At 45.5% G+C, this 15,814-nt stretch carries 12 protein-coding genes; 6 read left to right on the top strand and 6 right to left on the bottom strand.

Features of this window, described 5'->3' with window-relative positions; translation table 11 throughout:
* Nucleotides 1–13: 13 nt before the first annotated feature.
* From H6F98_RS12790 to H6F98_RS12780, 3 genes are read right to left on the bottom strand one after another with little or no spacing between them, the layout of a single operon-like run.
* Nucleotides 14–814, bottom strand: a complete 801-nt coding sequence (locus tag H6F98_RS12790) for a phosphoadenosine phosphosulfate reductase family protein (RefSeq protein WP_192219077.1) — start codon at nt 812–814, stop codon at nt 14–16.
* The gene (locus H6F98_RS12785) at nt 762–4,334 is read right to left on the bottom strand and encodes a hypothetical protein (RefSeq protein WP_192219076.1); all 3,573 of its coding nucleotides are present in this window, start codon (nt 4,332–4,334) and stop codon (nt 762–764) included. Before H6F98_RS12785 ends, H6F98_RS12790 begins: the two co-directional genes overlap by 53 nt.
* Nucleotides 4,334–5,299, bottom strand: a complete 966-nt coding sequence (locus tag H6F98_RS12780; RefSeq protein ID WP_192219075.1) for a DUF4007 family protein — start codon at nt 5,297–5,299, stop codon at nt 4,334–4,336. Before H6F98_RS12780 ends, H6F98_RS12785 begins: the two co-directional genes overlap by 1 nt.
* A 342-nt stretch (nt 5,300–5,641) precedes the next feature.
* Here H6F98_RS12780 and H6F98_RS12775 point away from each other — a divergent pair, with 342 nt between their 5' ends.
* The 3 genes from H6F98_RS12775 (at nt 5,642) to H6F98_RS12765 (ending at nt 9,997) form a co-directional block, all read left to right on the top strand.
* On the top strand, nt 5,642–7,756 hold the full coding sequence (locus tag H6F98_RS12775; RefSeq protein WP_313929856.1) for a DNA phosphorothioation-associated putative methyltransferase: 2,115 nt from the start codon (nt 5,642–5,644) through the stop codon (nt 7,754–7,756).
* Between the two features lie 272 nt (nt 7,757–8,028).
* Nucleotides 8,029–8,475, top strand: a complete 447-nt coding sequence (locus H6F98_RS12770) for a hypothetical protein (protein ID WP_192219073.1) — start codon at nt 8,029–8,031, stop codon at nt 8,473–8,475.
* Between the two features lie 10 nt (nt 8,476–8,485).
* Nucleotides 8,486–9,997, top strand: a complete 1,512-nt coding sequence (locus H6F98_RS12765) for an SUMF1/EgtB/PvdO family nonheme iron enzyme (RefSeq protein WP_192219072.1) — start codon at nt 8,486–8,488, stop codon at nt 9,995–9,997.
* A gap of 142 nt (nt 9,998–10,139) precedes the next feature.
* Here H6F98_RS12765 and H6F98_RS12760 read toward each other — a convergent pair whose 3' ends face one another.
* Nucleotides 10,140–10,352: a hypothetical protein gene (locus H6F98_RS12760; RefSeq protein ID WP_192219071.1), complete on the bottom strand. Its 213-nt coding sequence runs from the start codon at nt 10,350–10,352 to the stop codon at nt 10,140–10,142.
* 165 nt (nt 10,353–10,517) lie between these two features.
* Between H6F98_RS12760 and H6F98_RS12755 the strand changes: the two genes are divergently transcribed.
* A complete protein-coding gene (locus tag H6F98_RS12755; RefSeq protein WP_206759649.1) occupies nt 10,518–11,945 on the top strand; it encodes a DUF2779 domain-containing protein in 1,428 nt (475 codons plus the stop codon).
* A gap of 233 nt (nt 11,946–12,178) precedes the next feature.
* Here H6F98_RS12755 and H6F98_RS12750 read toward each other — a convergent pair whose 3' ends face one another.
* A complete protein-coding gene (locus H6F98_RS12750) occupies nt 12,179–12,523 on the bottom strand; it encodes a ParA family protein (RefSeq protein ID WP_242058510.1) in 345 nt (114 codons plus the stop codon).
* 288 nt (nt 12,524–12,811) lie between these two features.
* On the opposite strand from H6F98_RS12750, the gene H6F98_RS12745 reads away from it, so the two are divergent.
* Entirely contained in the window at nt 12,812–13,216 is a 405-nt protein-coding gene (locus H6F98_RS12745) for a hypothetical protein (RefSeq protein WP_192219069.1), read from the top strand.
* A gap of 70 nt (nt 13,217–13,286) precedes the next feature.
* Here H6F98_RS12745 and H6F98_RS12740 read toward each other — a convergent pair whose 3' ends face one another.
* Nucleotides 13,287–14,597 carry a hypothetical protein gene (locus H6F98_RS12740; RefSeq protein WP_192219068.1) on the bottom strand — a complete coding sequence of 437 codons (1,311 nt, stop codon included), beginning with the start codon at nt 14,595–14,597 and terminating at the stop codon, nt 13,287–13,289.
* A 337-nt stretch (nt 14,598–14,934) separates the two neighbouring features.
* Between H6F98_RS12740 and H6F98_RS12735 the strand changes: the two genes are divergently transcribed.
* On the top strand, nt 14,935–15,540 hold the full coding sequence (locus tag H6F98_RS12735; protein ID WP_192219067.1) for a hypothetical protein: 606 nt from the start codon (nt 14,935–14,937) through the stop codon (nt 15,538–15,540).
* Nucleotides 15,541–15,814 lie beyond the last annotated feature (274 nt).

Below are 15,814 nucleotides of genomic sequence, written 5' to 3'. Positions count from 1 at the left end.
AGTTCGTTATTGACTAAAGATGACACGCAAGACACGGCAATTCATCATCCTCGCTATCAAGCACCTCTTCCAATACCTGAGCTAACGCTCGGTTAGGATTATCTTTCTTCTCCCTCAATATTGCCTTTTCATGTTCAGCGATAATTTGCTCCTTACGGGCAAGCAGTTCTAGCAAAGTCTCCCCCTGAGTCCAGGTATATTGTCTGCCGTCGCTATGCTCTTGCTCATACTCAACAGCCTCGGCAAATAAATCAGGATGTTCCTCTGCTAACATTACCCACTCATACTTCCGTTGGAAGAAGCAGAAAAAACAGCCCGACCGACTGCGCCAACGGTAGTAGTCTGGTAATCCAATCCCACTGTCCTCAAGTAGACGGATGATATCTGCTTTTACAAGTTCCTTTTCCTTGAAGGGAAAGACAGGCTTGATATGGGGCTTAGTAGAAATGTATCCCTCACGATTTTCATCAGCTCGGATACCAATGTAACTGATCGCCTCATCGTCACCGATGAACTTCTCTAGGGGAAGAATCTTCATTTGCTTGGTACACCAGCGCATCTTAGGTGAGGGCAGTAATCCTCCGTATATATCAAGCCAGTGATCAAACCCCCGCTTGGCGCTGAGGTAGTGAATCTTGATACCTAGACGTGCCTTAATGCGCTCAAGATATTCGTAAGTCTCTGGCAGTTCCTTGTGAGTGTCGCAAAAGAAGTATTCCATCTCTGGAATCTCCTTGTGCAGTAGAACTGCCAAAGCGGTACTATCCTTGCCGCCTGATAGACCTAGAATGTGTCTGACTTTTTTCTTGCTCATACTCTTGATCTTGTCGCTTATCCCGAATCTGAGCAAGGTTGTCTTGGGGAACTGAACCCAGAACCCTCTCAGTCAGTCTAGCAACGACAGCTTGCTGTAATTGATTGTCGTACTTACTTAGTGTTCCCAAAATTTCCTCCAGGAGACACTCAATCCGATCTTTTTGCTCATTGTCAAACCAAACCATCCGGTTGGTTTCCTCTCCATCTGGACGAGTGACTGTAATTTTGCGTGCCTCAAACCCCTCACCCTTGGCGGCAACCTCCTTTTGTAGGGCTTCCAGGTTCTTAAATCGCCTAGCAATGTCACTCAGCTTAATCTCAAACCCCGTAACATCTTCATCCGTCCACGATTCAGCAGGTTTATCCGCCACAATCATTACCAGGGCTTCTAACCACTCTGTATCGGTTTTTGTCTCATCCGTTGCTGCCAGCGTGAACCTCTTCAGAGTGCGTTCAACAGATTGCCCCATTAGATAGGTTGCTCGAACCCGCAAATCCTCCCGCAGCTTGGCTTCCTTACTACTAACCCCGAAGGCATCGTGCAGACGTGCCTTACATTCACTCAGCAAGCGGTCATAGGCAGTCTGAATCTCGTGAAGCGCCTGAACTAGCTTTTTCCGTAACGTTTTCGCCGTTGTACCATACTCGCTTTCGGCTGCGTCCGCTTCGCTATCCTCAGCTTCACCCGTACCGATAGGCGGCAACCCACAAGCTAGAGGCAAGGATGTAAACAGAAGTTCATCCGGTTCTTGTGCCTGCTGCAAGGCTTGCAAGACATCATGCGCTTCCGAACTCAGGCGCTTGGTTTTGAGTGTGTAGGCAGGTAGCTTTCTCACAAACTGAAATAGAGGCTTAGCTACCGCTAGCACCGTCACGTTCCGGACTCCCGTAGGTATCCGCATCTTGGGCGATCGCAAAATCGCTTCGAGTTCCTTAAAGACTTGCGATCGCAAACCAGCAATTTCAAAATACTTAACTGAAAACCGCGAAGGGTCTTTCACCAGCAGCTCAAAATGTTCTGCCCCTAAAATTGGGATAAACGTCCCATCCTTATAAACACCCACATCATCAACGTGGTATAGCAATACAGCCGCCAGCAGCACTGGAATCGGTCCCTGCTTAACCCCATAAGGTGGTGCTTCTAAGTACTGGTAGAGTTTGTCTAAGCTCTGCTGTTTGTCCTTCGCTTGCAGACAGAACTCCTCAATTGCCTGCCAAAGACTCCACAAACCAGACTCTTTTTGAGGTGGGTAGAATCCCCACTCTTGTTCTTCAACGCGATAAATTTTCGTCTCCTCTAGCAGGGAATAATACATGGCGACTTCGGGACCATACCCCTCTAATCCCATTCTTTCCTTATCGGAATGCTCCAACATCGCCTCAATTAGTTCCCGCCTTGCCTTAGCACCTTGAGTCGTTAATTCCCGGCGATTAATTAGCTCATTCCAAAGAATCGGAGTTTTGTGATAAACCTCACCACAAACCTTCGACAGCTTTGCATTAAAGTCTGTAACGTGGCTTATCCTTTCACGTTTTCCCCGAATCCAACACACATTCTGATTAACAGCCACATCAAATGCTTGGCTTAAGCTTGCATCAAGCAATCGTTTAGTGTCGAATAACCGATACTGTACTTCGCGCCTAGCAACAGCATCCGTTTGCAGTTGTAAAGCACTCCTTTGGATTTTCTGAAGTGCAGCGAATTCTAGCGCCTGAACTCGTAGGACACCTAGTTTTGTTGCACATAAAACAATTAGCGGCTTGCCATCGGCTGTTTTGGCTGGAGGTTCGCTTGGTAGTTCCTCATCTAACCAGCAAGCAATCAACCCATTAGCATCCTTGCTCTCACAACGAAGTTTGGCTAAATCTTCGGCAGCATCAACATATCGCCGCTCAAAATATCTCAACGTCCCTGTTTTATAGCTATGCCGTTGAGCGACTAAAGGCTTAAGAGGGTAATTTTCAGATAGAAGACTGGCTAAAGGCGATCGCTCTTGCTCGATTAGAGCAGCCACCTCACCCTCTACATTAAAATCAGACCCTTCCCAAAGCCGCAGTTCATCTAGTAACCGACGATGGGTGATAACATTTCGTCTTAACAGGTGATCGATAATATCGTCCCATTTCTGCCGTTGGTCTTCATCCTTGGGTAAATCGCACAATGCCAACGATACCAATTCAGGCGTTGCCTTAACCGCGCCAGTCGTCGTCACTAGGTTTAACGTGCCGATTGTTTTCAAAGCCCTGAGATAATCGTCATCAAGGTGTTTGGCATCGGCAATTAAATTCTGAATCTCCACCCACCGCTGTAAGTTGGGTCTAGATCCCAAACCCATACCTGCCGCTTCAATGAAATAGTCATAGACGCGATCGAGCTTTAGGGTTTCTGGAATCGATCCATTAAGCGTTTCCTCTTCCAAAAAATTCCGAAAAGAATAGGGTTCAGAACTCGTGAGAAATGTGAATAGCGAGCGATCGTTCTGCCCATACTTGGCGCATAACATGGGCAACACCAACGCTGCCAGTGGATGTAAGGGGTAGACAGCACCTAAATCTTTAGAAGTTAGTTCTTCAGCTTTGGTAATACTGTCTAGACTCTCAATCCATTCTTGAGCTTGGTTGGAAATTGCACAATCAAACTGTTCCGCCTCAGATTGATTGATGACCTGACCCATCAACCGTACCATCTGCCCTGCTGACTCAGTGAACGGAATATCCTCAAACCGTCCCTGAATCTTTGCCCATTCATTACGCTGGACAGCAGCTAATCTCTGACCGTAGTCTGTGAACGCCTGGTGCAATATTCCAAGCAAATAGACAGCCGAACCGCTATCTTTTGGCAGTTCAGATAACTGCTGCAATAGATATAAGTCTTCAGCCCCTTCGTTGTAGACAGCAAATTCTAGATTCTTGCCCAGTTCATCAATAATTAAGAAGACATCTGTTTTGGCAGCTTGGGCAACTTCCTGCACTAGGTTGGGAATTTCTCGGCTGTTTACCGTCTCACCACTGGAAATCTCTGCTTCTAGGTCTACTAATTGACGAGCGATCGCAATTTTTGCCTGTTTGGCTGGTGACCAAAATAGCCTCGCCCCTCGTGCCAAAGCGCGGACAATGGTATTGCCAATCGGTTCGCGCTGTGCAGTGACAACAGCACGAAATAAACCTTGGCTGGGTATAGCATCTCTTAAACTACAGTACTCGGCACTATCAGACCCCAGTGCCTTTTGAGTAATCTCTAACGCTGAGGAGCGCATTGAATTATCTACTGGAGCAAAAAGAGAGACGAGATAATGGACAAAAGCCGATTTCCCCGTGCCATACACGCTTGTCAACGTCCAAGCACGATTAGCTTGGGAGTCTGTCAACCCCTTCAAAATTCGTCTGAGGGCATCAACTGACCGTTCGGTGGGGACATATCCTACCAATGCCTCAACCCGCTCTAGATCCCGCTCTAGATTAATCGAACGAGAATAGCGGCGATCGACGCTGAAATATTGAGATAGTGGTCGTTTCATTACTTTGCCCCACCGCGTCTAGTACTAAAGTACCTGTCTAGGATATCCTGTGCTAGTTCATTTGCATTCCTTGTAAAGGAAAACTGAATCAACCCAGCCGAGTCAGATAGTGTAAGGTAGTTTGACCATCGCTCTACCTGCTCGATCGCATCACAGAGCGCACTTTCATTCAGCTTAAAGGCTAAGCCAGGGCTACCCGGATCGAAAGTGAGACTGGAAATAGATATCGTTTTCTGGCTTCCCTTCGAGGCAGCGAACTCTAAACAAGCTGCAACGACAACCTCAGCAGGTAGGTTAGCTTTTGAACCAACCTGAAACGTGTAGCGTTTTGAATCTCCCAGCGTCTGGATGATTCCTAACTCTGTAAAAGGACAATCTATGGAATCCTCGCTGACACCTGTTCTAGAACCTTGTTCCACATACATCCGCAAAATGCAGGTGATGTCTTTTTTCAGCGAAGCATCGACGATACGACTGCCCAGACTGTCCCTATATTTACAAAGAGCCTCAAACAAGTCGTCTGCCGAAAATTCTACTTGGTGAAAGACATGAAATGTAAAATACCAAGCAGCCGCTTCACAGGTAGGCTTGAGCAGATTCCAATGCAGGAGCCATAAGGAAGCTGGGTCTTCTAGAAACTCATCCCAACCGTTTTCATCTAAAAGCTTTTTGCCAAAATCTGACGGGGTACTGTAACGAGCCTTACTAGTAACATCTGGATCATCCTCAAGTACCTTGAAGGCAGAACACCAGTAGCGAATGGAAGTAACCATGTTCTTCCCAACGCCTAAACGAACAGGCGCATCGTCTCTCAGAAAAACCTCTGAATCTCGCTTTGCCCAATCAAAACCCTTCTTCAGCCAACCAAACCGAGGGTGAAACGTCTCGTGACGGGCAAAGACGGGATTGACATCAGGGACTTGAGTAATAACGCCTTCTAAAGGAAGGCTAATTTGTTCCGCCATGAATTCCAGTTTTATAGGCTAAGAGCGCAATCGCCTCTGGCGCTGCGCTTCGCGCAATCGCGGGAGGGATCGGGTGAGACGTGCGATTGCACCCTTCTAAGTCTGGCGAGATATTCGCTTCAAGTCAAACCCAAAACTGGCGCGATCGCTTTAGCGAAGCTCAGCGTTAGTAAATTCTTGTATTATGGCTTTCTGCCCAAACCTGCAAGCTCTCAATGCCCTTTGGGAAAGCATTATTCAGGAAGCCCAGCGATAATACAGAAGAAGCGTTCTCCCGCCTTGATGCCATCTTCGAGCAAAGATTGTCAGCTTTAACTTCTTCAAAACACCGCCAGCAGTAGCATAATAAGTTCCAATCAATGTCAACAGGCGAAATCTAAAGCTGCTGAATCGATGTTCTGTAGTTTTGACCAATTCAGCGAAATTTTTGCGACTTGCCAACGCAGTAAGGTGGGCAAGCTTTTGCCTGATGCTTTATACGTCCACGTTACAGCCCTACAAGCGTTAGACCCTCTCCTGCAAGACTACGAGAGTGAAGCTCGTCAGATTGCCCCTGATGTCGAAGGCGCAACACTTGTCAAGTTCAATATCAGCAAACCCAGTATTTCTTACCTGTTCTATCCAGAGTTTGATGCCAATCCCCATCCGGCTCTACAAACCAGTATTCAGGTTAATTTAACGAACCGTGAAGTAAACCACCGCGACTACAGCAACACGGATAACCCGTTCATTCTGCATCGTAAGGAGACATTCGTTACCCCAGACTACCCCCACTATCAACAGTTTGCGGCATTGACCCGCCAGGAAGAAGCCTTGGGATTGCTGGATAATGCCCGTGCCATCGGGACTCGCTTGGCATGGGAGGAGCGACTCGCACAGTTCAAGGTAACATTTCAGGGGCACAGCTTGGTTCATCGATCGCTTGTCAATTCCCAAACGTCCTCAATCAAGATTGACCGGCACAAAGCCGCCATCAGCCGCAACGATTTCTCCAAGCCGATGCGGCTAGCCTTGGAAACAAGTCTGTTCACGCCAGAAACAACATTTTTTGACTATGGCTGCGGACTGGGGGGAGACATCGAGCGGGTTGCCAAATTCGGGTACAGCAGTTCCGGTTGGGACCCTTATTATCGCCCTGATACACCCCTGAGTTCGGCAGATATCGTCAACTTGGGCTACGTCATCAACGTGATTGAATCCCAAGCAGAGCGACGAGAGGCATTGATTAAAGCCTGGGAACTAACCCGCAAAGTGCTGATTGTGGCAGCGCAAGTTTTGATTACTCAAGGGAACAGCCAGATTGCCTACGGGGATGGGGTAATCACGACGCGAAATACGTTTCAGAAGTATTACGATCAGGAGGAACTGAAGCTCTACATCGACCAAGTGCTGGGCGTTGATGCGGTTCCAGTGGCTCTGGGTGTCTACTTCATTTTTCGAGATGAAGCACAGGCGCAAAGTTTTAGAGCATCTCGGTTCCGATCGCGTGTCTCGGTTCCCAGGATTCAACTGGCTAGCAAGCGATTTGAGGACTACAAAGAACTGTTGGCTCCCCTGATGGCGTTTGTGGCGGAGCGAGGGCGACTCCCAGTTAAGGACGAGTTGCCACAAGAGGAAGCCTTGAGCGCTGAATTCGGCAACTTGCGCCGCGCCTTCCAGATTGTTCTACAAGCAACAAATCCTCAAGAGTGGGATGAAATCACCGAACGTCGTCGTCAGGATTTGCTGGTTTATCTTGCCCTTTCCCACTTCAGCCGTCGTCCCAAACCGCGAGATTTAGCTGCCGATGTTCGCAACGATATCAAGTGCCTTTTCGGTAGCTACCACCAAGCCTGCACGGCGGCTGATATCATGCTGATGAGTGTGGGAAATTTAGAGACAATTGGGGAACGCTGTCAAAGTAGCCCCATCGGTAAGAAGCTTCCCAATTCTCTTTGGGTTCATGTTTCGGCGATCGAAGCTCTTGACCCGCTACTACGTCTGTATGAAGGCTGTGCTTCCCGCACCATCGGTCGCCCAGAAGAGGCAACAGTTGTCAAGTTTCACTTTCGCAAGCCTAAGATTACTTATCAGTTTTACCCGGACTTCGACACCGCTCCTCATCCTGCACTGTACACGAGTATGCAGATCGATTTGCGGGATTTGCACGTTCACTACCGGGACTACGATCCAAATGACAATCCGCCAGTGCTGCATCAGAAGGATTTGCTGGTCAAATCAGACTATCCCCTCTACGAGAAATTTGCCAAGTTGAGTCGGCAAGAGGAGGATTGGGGGTTGCTCGACAATTGGAAGGCAATTAGCGATCGCAACGGTTGGCTGAAATGTTTGGAAGAACACTGTGCCGAGTTGAGGGGGCATCGACTCGTTTGGCGCAAGGATGCCGATCCGTATCAGGTAAAGTTAGTCCGTTCTGCAATTCGGGCAAAGCAGGCAGAGCGGAAAAGTGAGGAATAGCGATGCTTGACTTAGTGAAAATCCAAGCCATTGCCCAATCCTACTCACCACAGAAACTCTTTGCCATCGTCATATGGAAGCTTCAGCTAAATGGTGAGCTTTGGAAATAATGTGTGAACAACGTAAAATTGTCGCTTACAGCACAAAACCAGTGAATTAAGTTTTTTTGCTTTGTCCTGAAATCTATCTTAAGCCTGAGTCTCATATAGAAAGATTTGTATATTTGCTGTTTTAACAGCAATTTTAGGCTGGCAAATAAACTGGAGAGATTCATGGAAGGGCAGACGGAGCTTTTTGTACTTGCCTCGCCTGAGGTTGAAGATATTTTGGCGGACAACGGAATCAATTTGGAAGATCTTCTAAAGCGTGAAGGTTGTGCAGTTAAGGAACATAAAGGACAAGATCCTGCCAAGCTTGGTTCTGGGGAAAAGGACGTTGCAATAATAATATTGGCATCAGCAGCACTTGTAGCAGCTCTTACCCCTATTCTTTCAAAAGCAATTCAATCTTTAACTTATAAAGATGTTGTAGTTTATGAAACTGTTTTAGTTCCAGTCGAAGATTCTGCTGGAAACGTTGTTAGAGACAGTTCTGGTGAACCAAAGATGCAATGGATAAGACGATCAAAACTTTTGGAATCTACAAGAGACAAAGGACAGCAGGAAATAAAGATTAAAGCACTTGGCTTTGAAATAGAGATCACAAATACCGCTGCTTAGAGGTAATGGAATGCGTAGAGCTTTTGTAGTGGGATCGAACGGGCCTACTAACCTTAGCCCTCTAAGGTATGCTCGTAAGGATGCAGAACGTATAAAAGCTTGTCTTGAAGGTTCTCGCTGCGGCTTTGAGGTCATGTCTCCACAATTTGGAGCAAAACCGTTTGAGGTTCGTGAGCAGCTTTATGAATTTGCTGAATCGTGTACTTCAGAAGATACCTTTGTATGTTATTTTTCAGGTCATGGAATTCTTGAAAAAGGAGCACTTTTTCTCCTGTGGGACAATACAGAAATCAATCGGCTTGGTACTACATCAATACTTGTTTCGGACATAATACAGGCATTCCGTTTTTGTAAAGCCCATAGCACATTGCTTATACTTGATTGTTGTCATGCAGGTGCTGCTGTAAATATGACTGGGTTGAGAAATGCCGTAGGTGAGCCGATTGAGGAGCTCATTCATCCTAATAATCACTTGGTACTCATGGCAAGTGATCGCTTGGAAAGAGCACGCGAACTTGAAGAATTAGAAGGAGGTTTTTTAACAACAAATATTTGCTCTGCACTTGGAGATAAGTTTCATGAAGCTGATGAAAATAATGACAATAAACTATCGATTCAAGAGCTAATGCAATGGCTGACAGAGAGAGCAAGGGAGCATAATCGTCAATTTTCAGATAAACGTGTCCCTTACCCTTATACATTTGGGCAAGAGCGAGGAAACTTCTTTTTATCTAGAGATGATTCTACGTGGACTCCTTACGAAATTCCCTGGGCAGATGGAAGTACTATGGTTGTTCTTCCAATTTATCCCCAAAAAGGAATGGCTTTCTGTATTGGTAAGCATCCAATAACCAATGCCCAATACAAGAAGTTTGTAGAGAGCAGACTACTAGGTAAGGAGCCAGTAGGAAAGCATTATTATGAACTCAATGAAGTTAAAAGTGGATGGCAAGGACCTTTCTATCCTTGGCAAGAAAAAGATTTTAGTGAACCCGAAAAACCTGTTGTCTGTGTTTCATATGAAGATGCAGTTGAATATAGCGCTTGGGTTAACTCGTGTGATCCTTACAACTATACTGAAATTCCGTTTACAAAGCTTTGGAACTTCGCTGCCTTAGGAACTGAGTATCTAGGGCTTGATCCAAAAACTTGGGTTAACCAAACTCCACAATCGCACCAACAAGCATCTTCACCTGCTCCGATAGATTTACTAGGATATCGCTGGAATAGTAGGGGAGTCTCAGATATGTTCGGAAATGTCTGGGAGTGGTGTACAGAAGCAGATCCTCCAGCATTAGGCGATGACCCATCAACGAAGGTTGCAGTTCGAGGAGGAAGTTTCCTTGATTACCTCTATAGGTCTGCACCATTTCTATCGGCATCTAACTTATTGGATAATGTAGAAACACGTCATTCTGATCTAGGTTTTCGTATTGCTGGTAAGGTATATGTCAAAGATCTACCTGAAGAGATAAAGTTACAACTTGAATTATGTAAGAAAATTTCAGCACTAAACACCTAAACCCTGACAGGCCAATCACAAGGCGAACGCTCGGTAAATCAATAATCCGAAAATCACAGGCAGCACCGAGGCGATCACTTTAAGGACAGGAAGCGATCGCGCCTCGTCCCCGAAACAGAGAAAACGTGATACTTATTCGCTGTCAGTTCCTCCCAACTTCTCTATCAACGTTTCCCAAATTTGAATTTGCCGCTCTAATTGCTGGATGCGATCGCGTTTGAGGATTAGGGGATGCGATCGCTTTTTTTGGGAAGGGAGGCGCGATTTTCGTCAGAAACGGAATGCTAGTCTCCGAAGTGTTTAGTACTACACTCCTCTGTAAGTTGAATCCTTTCTGTTGTTGCCCAAGCTTCAACAGAGAGCCTGTAGTGCTGAAATCGACTCATCTGAATTTCAAGTACCTACCTATTTTTATAGTTTGCATCTGTTCCAACATCCTCTGGAGCGGGAACTCTAAGTCTGTAACTACAGATTGGGAGATTCTACTTATATGGCTCTTTTTATCACGAAGTCAAACTTCATGAGCGGTCTGCAATGTCAAAAGCGCCTCTGGCTTGAAGTGAAAGAGCCTAATCGAGCAACTGCATTAGCTCCAGCACAACAGCGAATCATTAATCAAGGCAATGAGGTCGGGCACTACGCCCGTCAGCAGTTTCCAGATGGAAAATTGATTACAGGAAACAGCTTAGATGCAATTCAAGAAACCCAGCAGGCAACTTTGTCAGGAGCCTCTTGCCTTTTTGAAGCCGCCTTCGTTTTTGATGGTTTGCTCATTCGATGCGATATTCTTCTCCGAAATGCTACAGGAGATTGGGAACTGATTGAGGTCAAATCTTCCAGCAAAGTTAAAGATGAACACATTGAAGACGTAGCGCTCCAAAAGTATGTCTTAATAGGTGCGGGAATCAGCCTGAACACAACAAAGTTGATGCACATCAATACCCAAGACTGCTTTTATCCGCATTTATCTAACCTTTTTACACTAGAGAACATCACATCAAAGGTCGATAAAACTCTCAAGAAGATTCCATCACTCCTGCAAAACTCTAAAACAACCTTAGCTAGCGATATCGAACCAGAGTTCACAGTTGGCAAACATTGCGACAAACCCAATCCTTGTCCCTTTAAAAACTCATGCTGGCAGGGAATTCCAGAAGCCTCCATATTCACCATTCCCCGTCTTCACGAGGAAAAATTGAAAGACTTAGTCCAGCGAAAAATCTTTGACCTCCTGAGCCTGCCTACTAACTTTCCACTCACCGAGAATCAGCGTATCTACGTTGATTCTATTCAGACTAAACAGCCGATGATTGATCAAGAGGTGATCGCCACTAGCCTCACAAACCTAGAATATCCCCTCCACTTCTTTGATTTTGAAACTCACAATCCTGCCATTCCCAGATTTAAGGGGCTAAAACCCTACGAGCAATTTCCTTTCCAATACAGTTGTCACGTTTTGCAGGAAGATGATAGTTTAGAACACTACGAATATCTCCACGCTGATGAGTCTGACCCAAGACCATCTCTTATTGCCGCCTTAGTAACTGCTATCGGTCGCGTAGGCTCTGTAATCGTTTACCATAAATCCTTTGAGAGTAAATTGCTGAAGAAGCTCGCTCTAGATTTTCCGAGATACAGACAACAACTAGAATCAATAGCTAACCGACTTTGGGATCAAGAAGACATCTTCAAAAAGCACTACAAGCATCCGGCATTTCTGGGAAAAACATCCATTAAAAAGGTTTTACCCATTCTTGTTCCTGACCTGAGCTATGACGATTTAGAAGTCAAACGTGGTGACGAAGCCCAAGCTATTTGGGACGAGATGATCAAAGCCTCAGAACCAAGGCGAAAGCAGAAGATGACTGCTGCTCTTAAGGCTTATTGCAAACTCGACACTTCTGCAATGGTCGAAATCCATAAAGCTCTGAGTGCAATCGCCCGTTAAACCTATGAAACACTAGGACTCTATATTCTTGATTCTTGATTCTTTAATCTAGGTTCTTCCGGATTTGGCTCTGGGGTTTGAGTTGGAGTTTTGGTTTCCGTCTTACTGAAAATCCCCTGTAACAAAGGGTTGTCACCTAGAACCGAGCGTGACTTATTCTTACTTACTGCCATTGGTATACCTCTTCAACTAATTCACGATAAGCCTTTGCCCCAGTGCCATTTGGGTCGTACTCAAAAATCGATGAGGAGTGCTACGTGAGCCTCCCGTAACTTCACTGTCTCTGGAATCACGCTTTTGAACATTTGGTCGCCAAAATGATTCTTGAGCGAAGCAAAAACCTCTTTCGAGAGGTTGTTCCGACCATCAAAACGGGTCGCCAGCACCCCCGCAATGCGAATCGGGTGGTCTAAATGCTCTCGAATTAAAGCCAGCGCTCGTTCGATACCCCTTATCCCCAATAGTCCCAGGTACGCCATGTCTACTGGGATAATCACCCCATCCGAAGCCATCAGCGCGTTGACCGCAAATACTCCCACATTCGGTGGACAATCAATGAGAACAAAGACGACAATCAATCAAAGGAAGCGCAACAGAAGGCGAGAGCGAAGAAAAAGAGATAAGTAAACAGCATTGATTCGATGAGTGAGGCTGGCGTACCACTCAATTACCCTGAGTGAAAAACTAAGACGCTATCAAACGAGCGATCGCCCTGTGTGTCCCCAGCCTTCACCCAGCTTTGAGGAAAAGCTCAAGGCTTTCCCCTCTGCCGTGCGGTCTGTTGCTGAGTCACTGGCACTGAGGAATAGGGAAAGGGCAAAGTGTTATATCGTACAGTCCCTTTCAGTTAATCGGGGGGTAAGCTCATGAGTGAAACACCGGAACGCTATGCTCAAGACAACGGTGAACCGTTCCCAGATCAGCAGCTTGCAGAAATCCACTCCACAATTCGGCAGCTTGAAGAGCGTGATTATGAGTTTTCCGAGCGCTCAAATTTACTACTAGACCAAATCACTCAAACCAGCGATAGCCTCAACAGCTTGGTCAAGACCATAAATAACTATGTTGTTGAAGTCAGGGCTGAGCGGGAAGCCGAGCGAGAGCGCTTAGGACTTATAGAAATGCGCTTGGATGCTGAGCGGGAGAGAATATTAGCCTGTGAGGAACGGTTCAATATTATGCAACAGAACATTGAACGCCTTTTGCAATATTGGAAAATCGTTACCCAGGTAATGGTAGTGGTAGCAATGACTAAAGGCTTTGCTGTTTAGCGATCACCTTTCACCTGTTCCCCACCCTCTTTAGTGGGGAACACTAAGCCAAGTTTTCTTAAACATCGCTTTAATCTTCATTCTTAACAGCACTAAGAGCTTCACTAGTTAAGACTAGCGCACTCTTAATTTCCGCTCTCATTGCTTTAGCTTTTGTCCGAATCCCCTCCGCCTGTTGTTGTAACTGCGTTACGTGTGTGTTGATTTGATTGATGTAATTCAACGATGACTGTATTTGCTGCATTTGAGCTTCTATTGCTCTAGCATCCAGTTTCGAGTTGAACGCTTGTTGAGTGGCTAATTGCTGCCGCACGATGAGGAACTGAATCGCAACGGCAAGCAGCTCGTGTGTGGTCGCTACCCAAATTCCATACTCACATTCTCCCAATGCCCATATACCAATTTCCTGTGCCAACCCCTCTTGAGAAGAACTCAGGAAAATTGCCGTATTCGCTTGATGTATCGCCATCGCTTTCGTTAAGCGCTTGGAAATCAATTGCCGACCCCAACGTTCAGAAGGGCGGTTTCTCGCTTCAATGATGATGGAAATCTCTATTGTCGCTATTGAGTTGGCAGTGAGCTTGAGGAGAATATCACCCGGTCGGTTTTCTTTAGCGACATAATGTACTTCAGCTCCACAGACCTTTGACCAATCCTGAAGTTCCACAACAACAGCTTCTTCATAAGTGATGCCTTTGACAAGCGTTTGCTCTAGTACTGATGCGGTAACGGCTTTGTCTCGAATCTCACGAGCGAGTTTGTCTACTTCCTCTGCTAAGGGTTTGACGGCTTCACTGACAACACTGCTTACCGTTTGGGCTAAAGTACCCTTGTCTGTACTCACATTCTTTATGGCTGTGTCGAATGCACCTTGAATCGAATCAGAAAGTTTGGGGTTGAGTAAATCCCGAATGGTTTTAAGGGCGTTACCAAGAACAGAAGTTTCCTTAGAAGGATCGATATCTTGTGCTAAGAGAGTTCGGATACTATCGACCTGCATGGTAAGGACAGTCGCTGTCTGGTCAATCTGGGTCTTAAGAGGTGCCAAGACTTGACCATTTTCCGCACCGATTTGACTCAGCAACTCCTGCTCGAAGGACTGGGCAATTCCTCTAACGGCTTGTTGAAATTCAACCAATAGAGATTGCATCCGTTGTTCGACAAAGGTTGTATCTTGACGGGCTTGAGCAAATTGTCGGCAGGCGAAACCCATCTCAAAAATCCCCACAAGAGCCGCTTCTTGTTGTGAGTGAGGGAGCTGTCTCAAGTAGTATGCTGCTTCTGGATGACGGATTTCTAGCTCACGCATGAGAATGTGGTCATCAATAATCTCGACAGTAGTGGGAGGTTGATTACCGTTACGGATAGAGAGAAAGGTCATAAAACTAGGTATAGTGTTGCAGCCATCAACTCAAAGAGAAGGCTTAGACAAAGAATCTTTTACTAACGATAAAGCCATCTCAAAAGCTGAAGATGCTACTAATCGAACGCCTGTTATCCTGACAGGATTTTGATGAGAGGGATTGACAGGATCGTTCGATTTGAGTAGGTTCTCCTGATAGCTAGCTACTCAAGCTTGATGGCTTTTCTCTAAGTGCAAAAGATAAATTGTCAAGGGCTATTGCGTAAGCCTGTTGTCATGACAGGAAAGATTGGTCTTATTACACACGCAGAGGCATTGTTTAAGGTAGCCAGTTAATTCCTGCCGACTTCAAACAATGGCTACCAATAAACCTCAAGTCCTTGCCTATTTACATACTCCCGTTTATGAGCGTTTAGCCGAGTTCAAGCAGGAGCATGGCATTCAATCTTTGTCACGAGCTGTAGAAATAGTTCTTTGCGACTACTTTGGGATAAAAGCACAAGGGGTTTTGCTTCCTGTTGGTTTGGAAAAATCGAGAAACTGTACCGATAAAGATGAAATCAGTTTGGAGATGAAAGTAGCCGTTTTATCTTTAAAGTATGAGTACCTGCGCGACGCACTAGCTAAACTAGCCAACGAACCGAACACAACACTTCAACAATTCAGTGCTACAACCTCCTCTGTACTAACTCAACCTAATCAAATAGAGTTCAAGCCAGCAGACAGGACATCACTGCCATCTTCTTTCGTGCTACCTAAAGGATTGTCAACTGAGGTTGTCAAGAAAGGGTTAACTGGAACCGCCTTGGCTAAAAGACTCAATTCCTCTTCTTCAACTGTTAGTAATAAACGCTCAAAACCTGATTTTTGTGAGTGGTCAATGGCATTAGACCAAGATGGTATTGCTTGGGAATATCGTTCTGCTACTCGGAGATTTCATCCCATTGAATTGAAAAAATAAATAATGAAATGCAGGCTAGCTTGTCAATGATTAGTAGTAACAGCGCTACATTAAGTAGCTGTTTTTTTAATTTCAACTTAAAAATAACCGAAAAGCTAGAGGGAGCTGAAACAACGGAAAATCGTTGAGTACGAGTTCGTACTGAAAAAAGTACGAAGCTAGGAGCTATAAGTTTCGTGAAACAACCGTCTACTATGGATTATAAGATTTTTGACGCTTATATTTATATAAGACTTTCATATTTAAAGTTTTATATAAAGAGCATAATTTCGTA

Source organism: Microcoleus sp. FACHB-SPT15 (genome assembly GCF_014849525.1).
Taxonomy (GTDB): domain Bacteria; phylum Cyanobacteriota; class Cyanobacteriia; order Cyanobacteriales; family Coleofasciculaceae; genus Symplocastrum; species Symplocastrum torsivum.
Note: the sequence above shows the minus strand (reverse complement) of the source record. Positions and strands in the feature narration are given on the sequence as shown.

What these genes read in the sequence shown, in the direction of transcription:
- H6F98_RS12770 (WP_192219073.1), top strand. Translation starts at nt 8,029, where the DNA reads ATGGAAGGGCAGACGGAGCTTTTTGTACTTGCCTCGCCTGAGGTTGAA.
- H6F98_RS12735 (WP_192219067.1), top strand. Translation starts at nt 14,935, where the DNA reads ATGGCTACCAATAAACCTCAAGTCCTTGCCTATTTACATACTCCCGTT.
- H6F98_RS12755 (WP_206759649.1), top strand. Translation starts at nt 10,518, where the DNA reads ATGAGCGGTCTGCAATGTCAAAAGCGCCTCTGGCTTGAAGTGAAAGAG.
- H6F98_RS12765 (WP_192219072.1), top strand. Translation starts at nt 8,486, where the DNA reads ATGCGTAGAGCTTTTGTAGTGGGATCGAACGGGCCTACTAACCTTAGC.
- H6F98_RS12740 (WP_192219068.1), bottom strand. Translation starts at nt 14,597, where the DNA reads ATGACCTTTCTCTCTATCCGTAACGGTAATCAACCTCCCACTACTGTC.
- H6F98_RS12745 (WP_192219069.1), top strand. Translation starts at nt 12,812, where the DNA reads ATGAGTGAAACACCGGAACGCTATGCTCAAGACAACGGTGAACCGTTC.
- H6F98_RS12785 (WP_192219076.1), bottom strand. Translation starts at nt 4,334, where the DNA reads ATGAAACGACCACTATCTCAATATTTCAGCGTCGATCGCCGCTATTCT.
- H6F98_RS12780 (WP_192219075.1), bottom strand. Translation starts at nt 5,299, where the DNA reads ATGGCGGAACAAATTAGCCTTCCTTTAGAAGGCGTTATTACTCAAGTC.
- H6F98_RS12790 (WP_192219077.1), bottom strand. Translation starts at nt 814, where the DNA reads ATGAGCAAGAAAAAAGTCAGACACATTCTAGGTCTATCAGGCGGCAAG.